The 6569-nt window shown below is 60.5% G+C and carries 5 protein-coding genes; 3 read left to right on the top strand and 2 right to left on the bottom strand.

The window, feature by feature from the left end; all coding sequences use genetic code 11:
• Positions 1-238 precede the first annotated feature (238 nt).
• Both F4V60_RS08865 and F4V60_RS08870 read left to right on the top strand, forming a co-directional pair.
• Positions 239-2101, top strand: a complete 1863-nt coding sequence (locus tag F4V60_RS08865) for a BCCT family transporter (protein ID WP_075731258.1) — start codon at positions 239-241, stop codon at positions 2099-2101.
• Positions 2102-2107: 6 nt separating this feature from the next.
• Positions 2108-2509 carry a hypothetical protein gene (locus F4V60_RS08870; RefSeq protein WP_075730250.1) on the top strand — a complete coding sequence of 134 codons (402 nt, stop codon included), beginning with the start codon at positions 2108-2110 and terminating at the stop codon, positions 2507-2509.
• Positions 2510-2530: 21 nt separating this feature from the next.
• On the opposite strand, the gene F4V60_RS08875 is transcribed toward F4V60_RS08870, so the two are convergent.
• A complete protein-coding gene (locus tag F4V60_RS08875; RefSeq protein ID WP_075731260.1) occupies positions 2531-3943 on the bottom strand; it encodes a M20 metallopeptidase family protein in 1413 nt (470 codons plus the stop codon).
• Positions 3944-4038: 95 nt separating this feature from the next.
• On the opposite strand from F4V60_RS08875, the gene F4V60_RS08880 reads away from it, so the two are divergent.
• On the top strand, positions 4039-5388 hold the full coding sequence (locus F4V60_RS08880; RefSeq protein WP_075730251.1) for an FGGY-family carbohydrate kinase: 1350 nt from the start codon (positions 4039-4041) through the stop codon (positions 5386-5388).
• 4 nt (positions 5389-5392) lie between these two features.
• Here F4V60_RS08880 and F4V60_RS08885 read toward each other — a convergent pair whose 3' ends face one another.
• Positions 5393-6442, bottom strand: coding sequence for a Dyp-type peroxidase (locus F4V60_RS08885; protein WP_084559182.1), 1050 nt, complete (start codon positions 6440-6442; stop codon positions 5393-5395).
• Between the last annotated feature and the right edge of the window lie 127 nt (positions 6443-6569).

Consider the following 6569-nt stretch of genomic DNA (forward strand, 5'->3'; position numbering starts at 1 on the left):
CGGCGTCGGCGTCGTTGTCGGTGACGGTCAGGAGGCTCTGGTGGCGTAAGGAATCCTGTTCCGTCAGCGGTCAGTTCATCGCTGAGTCAACCGCTGGCGGATACACCACTCAAAAGGACTTGACCAGCAGGTTAAGGAAAACGTGACGCAGAGTCCCACCCCACCCCGTGGCAAGACTTACAAGGAATCTCTCAAATCTCGGACGCGCGACAGCTCGGTTGGGCTGTATCCGCATAACATGCACCCAGGCCTCGTCCCCGGCATCAGCGTTGAAGAGCAACGGAATGACTTTCGGATCGACAAGATAGTCTTCACCGTCGCCGCGACTGCAATCCTCGCCTTCATTGCTTGGGGCGTCACCATGCCCGATAGCGTTGCGAACGCCGCTTCGGTGGCCTTCGACTGGGCAATCACGGATGCAGGTTGGCTGCTCAACCTCACCATGATGTTCGCGCTCATCACCATGGCGTACATCGGCTTTTCCCGTCTGGGCCGTATCAAACTCGGCCTCGATGATGAAGAACCAGAGTTTGGGCGCTTTAGCTGGATCGCTATGATGTTCGCTGCCGGAATCGGCGTGGGCATTTTCTTCTACGGACCTTCAGAACCGCTGAGCCACTTCCTAACCCCGCCCCCTCATACTGTTGAGGGCGGCACTGTTGAAGCACTGCACTCCGGGCTTGCGCAAGCCCATTACCACTGGGGTCTCTCGCCCTGGGCCGCCTATGCCCTCGTCGGTGGCGCCATTGCCTATTCTTCCTACCGCCGTGGCCGAGTTCCCTTAATCTCCTCTATTTTCAAGCCGCTTTTCGGCTCCCGTGACACCGATGGACCTTTCGGAAAAGCCATCGACATCATGGCTTTGATCACCACGTTGTTCGGTACCGCAGCCACCTTGGGGCTCTCCGCAGTGCAGATCGGACAAGGCGTGACAATCATTCGCGGAGCGGGTGCGGTCACCAACACCACGCTTATCATCATCATCGCTCTATTGGGCTGCGCTTTTATCATTTCCGCGGTGTCCGGAGTGGCCCGTGGAGTGCGCTACCTTTCCAATATCAACATCACGCTGACTCTAGGACTTGTGGTCCTTGTATTCCTCTGCGGGCCGACGTTATTGCTTCTCAACCTCATTCCGTCGAGCATCCTGACCTACCTCGATGAGTTCCTTCCCATGATGTCTAAGGACTTGTCCTGGGGCGAAGAGACCATCGAGTTCCAGTCTGTATGGACTGCCTTCTACTGGGCATGGTGGATTGCCTGGACGCCGTTTGTGGGTATGTTCGTGGCCCGCATTTCGCGTGGGCGCACTCTGCGTGAGTTCACCCTGGTCACCATCATCGCGCCCACTTTCATCCTCATCATGGCTTTTACGGTATTCGGCGGAACCGCCATCAACTTCAATCGCGAGGATCGTCCAGGTTTCGATGGCTCGGCCTCTGGCGAGGAGGTGCTGTTCAACGTGTTCGCTCAGCTCCCGCTGAGCACTATTACGCCCTTCATCCTCATCGCCGTGCTGGGCATCTTCTTCGTTACGTCGGCGGACTCTGCTTCCATCGTCATGGGAACCATGTCTTCCAAGGGAGACCCCACCCCGCACAAGGCCGTCGTGGTTTTTTGGGGTATCTGCATGATGGGCATCGCCATCGTCATGCTGCTTACCGGTGGTGAGGAAGTCCTCTCCGGCCTGCAGAATCTGACTATTCTTTCCGCATTGCCGTTCTGCTTGGTGCTGATGGTGATGATGGTCTCCTTCGTCGTCGACCTGCGCTCCGACCCCGCTTTCATTCGCCGCACCTACGCGCGCACGGCCGTGGAGAATGCTGTCGTCCGCGGTATCCAAGAACACGGCGATGATTTCGAGCTCTCCGTCGAGCAGGCCTCCGATGGCCGAGGCGCAGGCTCTGACTTCGACTCCGCCGCAGATCGTTATACCGAGTGGTACCAGCGCACCGACGAGGAGGGCGAGAAGGTCGACTACGACTTTGAGACGGGCGAGTGGTCCGATGGCTATGATCCGGAAGAAGAGGCTACAAAGTCTCAATCAGATTCTGATTCCGATTCAGATTCAGAACATCCGGATCCTCACGACAAGGACTAAAGGCTCATGGGCATACCCAGCGAGGTGGTGCTGGAGGGATACTCCCTCATTGAACAGCACGAGATCGATCACCAGTTTCTCCTCCAGGGATCGCCGCTGTCGCTGCGGACTCCACTCCTCTTGGCGTTGACGCTGCTGGGGGTCACGCTCGTGGGGCTGGCAGTGCTGTGCAGAGCCTTCCGCAAACGAGGTGCCCTTGCCGCCGGGCTGATAGGCGCAGCGCTCGCCGTGATCAAGCTGTGGTGGCTACCCATCGCCCTGGCTATCGAGTTTTCGGATGTTCGCGTGGCCGGCTATACGCTCTATTACTATCCGCAATATTGGCTGGCGCCGACCATAGTGCTGCTTGCGGTGGCAGTGTTGGGGCTGGCCGCCGCCATTAGTCCGTGGCCAACCCGTCGCCGCTAAGAGAGCCGCTGCCCCAGGTAGCTAGTTGATTACAGGGGCACCTTCAGTAGTTGGAGCTCCCTGCGTTTCCGCTGCGGGGGCCGCTGCAGTACCGGCCCGCATGGCCCGTGTTGAGGGCGAGGGATGCGCGTCCTCCGTCGCCAGCCGCTCGAAGGCCACAGCGGCAAGCGCCGCAGCCTGCTCGCCCAGCATCGAATCATCGAAGCGGGCAAGCGGCGAATGGTTCCACTCCCGCAGGTGTTCCGGGGTGGCCGGGTTGGCCGTTCCCATCCACATGAAAGTCCCCGGCACCTGGGCCAAGACGGATCCGAAGTCCTCGGAGGCCATCATGGGCGCACGCAGCGGCATGACGTTTTCCGCACCGAACATCTGCGACCACAATGTCGCCGCGAACTGATTCTCGCGGGGGTTGGTTTTCGTCGCCGCATAGAGGACTTCGAAGTCAACGTGCGCGGTGCATCGATGCGACACGGCCACTGAAGAGGCCACCTCGGTGATCATCTGGCGCACGGCCTCGATCTTCTCGTCACGCAACACCCTGACAGTTCCGCCCAACATGGCCTTATCCGGAATCGCATTGAAGGCCCCATCCCCCGCCCGCAGCGTGGTAACCGTAATGACGATAGGCTCTAGGGCATCGAAGCGCCGGGTAAGCGCTACTTGCATCGCCATCTGAATCTCTGCCAAGGCCGCAACCGGATCCGCCGCGTCATGCGGGCGCGAGCCGTGCCCGCCCTTGCCCATCACGGTGATGCTCAGGTTGGAAGATGAGGCCATCATGGGGCCCGCAACGTGGTGGAATGTCCCGCGATCTTGTGGGCCGACGTGTAAACCATAGGCGGCAATGGGCCGGCGCCCGGCGGCGTCGAGCACTCCTTCTTCAATCATGGGCTCAGCACCACCGGGGCTCTCCTCTCCCGGCTGGAACATGAAAATTATGTCGCCCTTGAGCTCCTCACGCAGCTCACAGAGCAAGCGCACCGAGCCAATGAGGCCAGCGGTGTGCAAGTCATGGCCGCAAGCGTGCATGAACTCATTGACCGAAGTAAAAGGATCCCCCGTTTGTTCACGGACTTCGAGTGCATCCATATCCGCGCGCAGCAGCACAGAGACGGGGCGGTCCCCGCGCTTGCCTCCCCGCAAAACAGACACGACCGAGCTGAGATCTTGTCCGCGATGAATCTCGAGAGGTAGCCCCTCGAGAGCATCCAAGACAGCGCGTTGGGTACGCGGCATTTCCAGGCCCACCTCGGGGTGCTTATGCAGATCCCGGCGGATTTCTTGCAGCTCAGGAAGCAGCGCGCGCCCGCGCTCCAGAAAAATATCAGACACCGCCCTTCCCCCGACCTGCGTGGCCATCACGGGCAGCGGTGGAAGCTGTTGTCCTAGGCGTGGCTTGCGAGCTTTGCGGTAGGGTTCCTGCGGGGTGGTCATAAGCTTGTCCTTCACTCGTCCTTCCTGTCTATGTGCATCGAGACTACATGGAGTGATCGACAGTTATTGTCACTTTGGCGACTAGGCTTGCCACTATGGCCTCGCTCACCCTCGCACTCGACTTCGGCACTTCCGGACTCAAAGGCGCCCTCTTTTTCGGATCCACCATCGTCGACAGCGCTCAGACACCGTATCCCACCCGCAACCACACCCAAAGGCCGCAGGACTGGCTTGAGGCCCTTCGCCAGGTGGCCGCGGCCCTGCCCGGTTACGAGGCTGTTTCCATTACGGGGCAGATGCAGGACCTCATTTGCTTAGACAGTGGCGGCGACGTCTTGGGCGCGGCGCGGCTCTATAGCGACACCTCAGCGACGTCCGCCGCTGCTCGGCTGCACGCTCTGGTCCCAGATTGGGAGCAGATTACCGGCAACGAGCAGGGCGCAACCTCCAACGCTGCCATGTTCGCCGAATCCCACCCCGAGCGCACCGCCCACCTGCTCTTTGGCCCGAGCGGGTTTATCGCCCACGCGTTGGGTCTGGGATATCACGTAGATTCCACGACTGCCTCGACTACTGGTCTGCTGGATCTGGATCGCCGCGCATGGTCGGAGAAGGTAGCCCACGCGGCGGGCATCGATATGGCATTGCTGCCTATGCTTTCCGACGGCCTCTTGGGCACCGTCGCCCCCAATGATTACGGCATTACCCCGGGCGTTTCCTTCTTCCTTGCGCCTGGAGACGCGGCGACGACAACACTGGGCATCATCGGCGATGAACCCGGGCGTGGCTATATCTACCTGGGAACTTCCGGTTGGTACGCCGAGATCTGTGAGGAAAGACCACAGTGGCCGGGGGCTTTTCACGTGCTTGCTTTGCCCGGCGGCACAACCCTGGCCATAGCGGCGCTCCTCTCAGCCGCTGGCACCGCGGATTGGGCCCGGGTGGCCTTCTTGGGCGGGGCTTCGCACGACGCGGCCGAGGAACTACTGGCCACCCGCCCGCGCGGCTGGAGCGGGATTAGCTCGATCCCCTCCCTGCACGGCGAGCGCTTCCCCGTGCGTGCCGATGCCGCTGGGGTGGCCCTAGCCGGGCTGCGTTCCACCCACGCGCCGGCAGACATGTACAAGGCAGTTCTCGAAGGAGTTGCCCTGTTCCTGTCCCACGCAATGAGCAGAGACGCGACTGCGAGCGCCGCTGCATTGCCCGTGGTGGGCGGCGGCGCGAACTCACAGCTTTGGCTGCAGATTCTGGCTGATGTCACCGGGCGCACCATCGTTGCGCCCACGCTAGTCGACGCCTCGCTGCTCGGCGCAGCGGGTGTACTTGCGGAAGGTCAATCCCGCATCATCGAACCCGATCCGCGTGCGGTCGCCAGCTACGCCACGGCGCGCGCCTCGCAGCTGAGACTCTTTTCCGCGGTCGCCGATTCCACGCCGGGCCTCTAGCCGCCTACTGCTGTGTCAGCAATAAACGGCCAAAGTAGTCATACTCGTCCTTGAGTCCAGGCAGCATGAAGAAGTAGCCGCCGCCGAAAGGACGCAGATAGTCCGCCAAGGGCTCGCCCTCAAGGCGCTTTTGAACAGTGATGAACTGGCGCTTCAGATCCTGTTGGAAGGCAACGAATACCAGGCCTGCATCGATGTTTCCATTGCGGCGCAGCCCGTTGTCATAGTTATAGGAACGCCGCAGCATGAGCTGATCAGCAGTATCGGGCGTGAGTGGGTTCGCCAGCCGGATGTGGGCATCGGTCGGGATGACATCTCCCACCGCGTCATCGGTGTAATCCGGCGCCGCCCACTCATCCCCACCGGTCAGCGGTCCGCCAGTGTAGCGGTCGCGGCCAAAGATCTGCCCCTGCTCCGCGATTGAAATCCGGTCCCAAAACTCGGTGAGCATCCCAATCAAGCGCACCGCCATATAGCTTCCGCCTGCCGCCCACGCCGGCTCGTCATTGCCTGCCCACACCAGGGAATCAAAGTCATCCTGATGGGGATTGACAATTCCGTCTTTAAAGCCCAAGTGGTTGCGCTGTGTCCCCGTGGGCCGCGGCTCATTCTGATATCCATTTTGCAGCCAGCGCGTCGTGGCGAACTCACGCGTGTGCCGCAGAATATCGCGCAGCGCATGCAAGGCCGTGTCTTTCTCGTCTGCGCAGATCTGAAGGATGATGTCGCCGTGGCAGGATGAGTCAACCAGCGAATCATCCGCAAAAGGCTCCATCTGCACTAGGTGCGCGGGTTTGAGCTTGCTCAACCCAAAACGATCGTCGAAAAGCGCGGCTCCGACCCCGACAGTGATGGTCAGGTAATCCGTCGGGATATCGAGGCCGAGTTCCCCTGAATCCGTGGCAGGAAACGCAATGCCATCCGGCGCCGCAGGACCTCCTGCTACCAGGATTCTGGTGCGCTGCGTAAGAGCGCGGAAGTACTCCGCCAGGGACACCTCTGGGAGGAAGTCGAGCGCGCAATGCACGCTATAGCGTTGCGGAGGATCAACAATGAGAGTGTCTAATGGTTTGTGTGTGAGGGACTTCCTTCACATCAAGGAGATAAACCATAATGACTACTGTGGCTAAACGAGACCCAGCAGATTCCGCACGGATCAAAGCAATTGAGGAAAAGCTCCT

Source organism: Corynebacterium flavescens (genome assembly GCF_008693105.1).
Classification (GTDB): Bacteria; Actinomycetota; Actinomycetes; order Mycobacteriales; family Mycobacteriaceae; genus Corynebacterium; species Corynebacterium flavescens.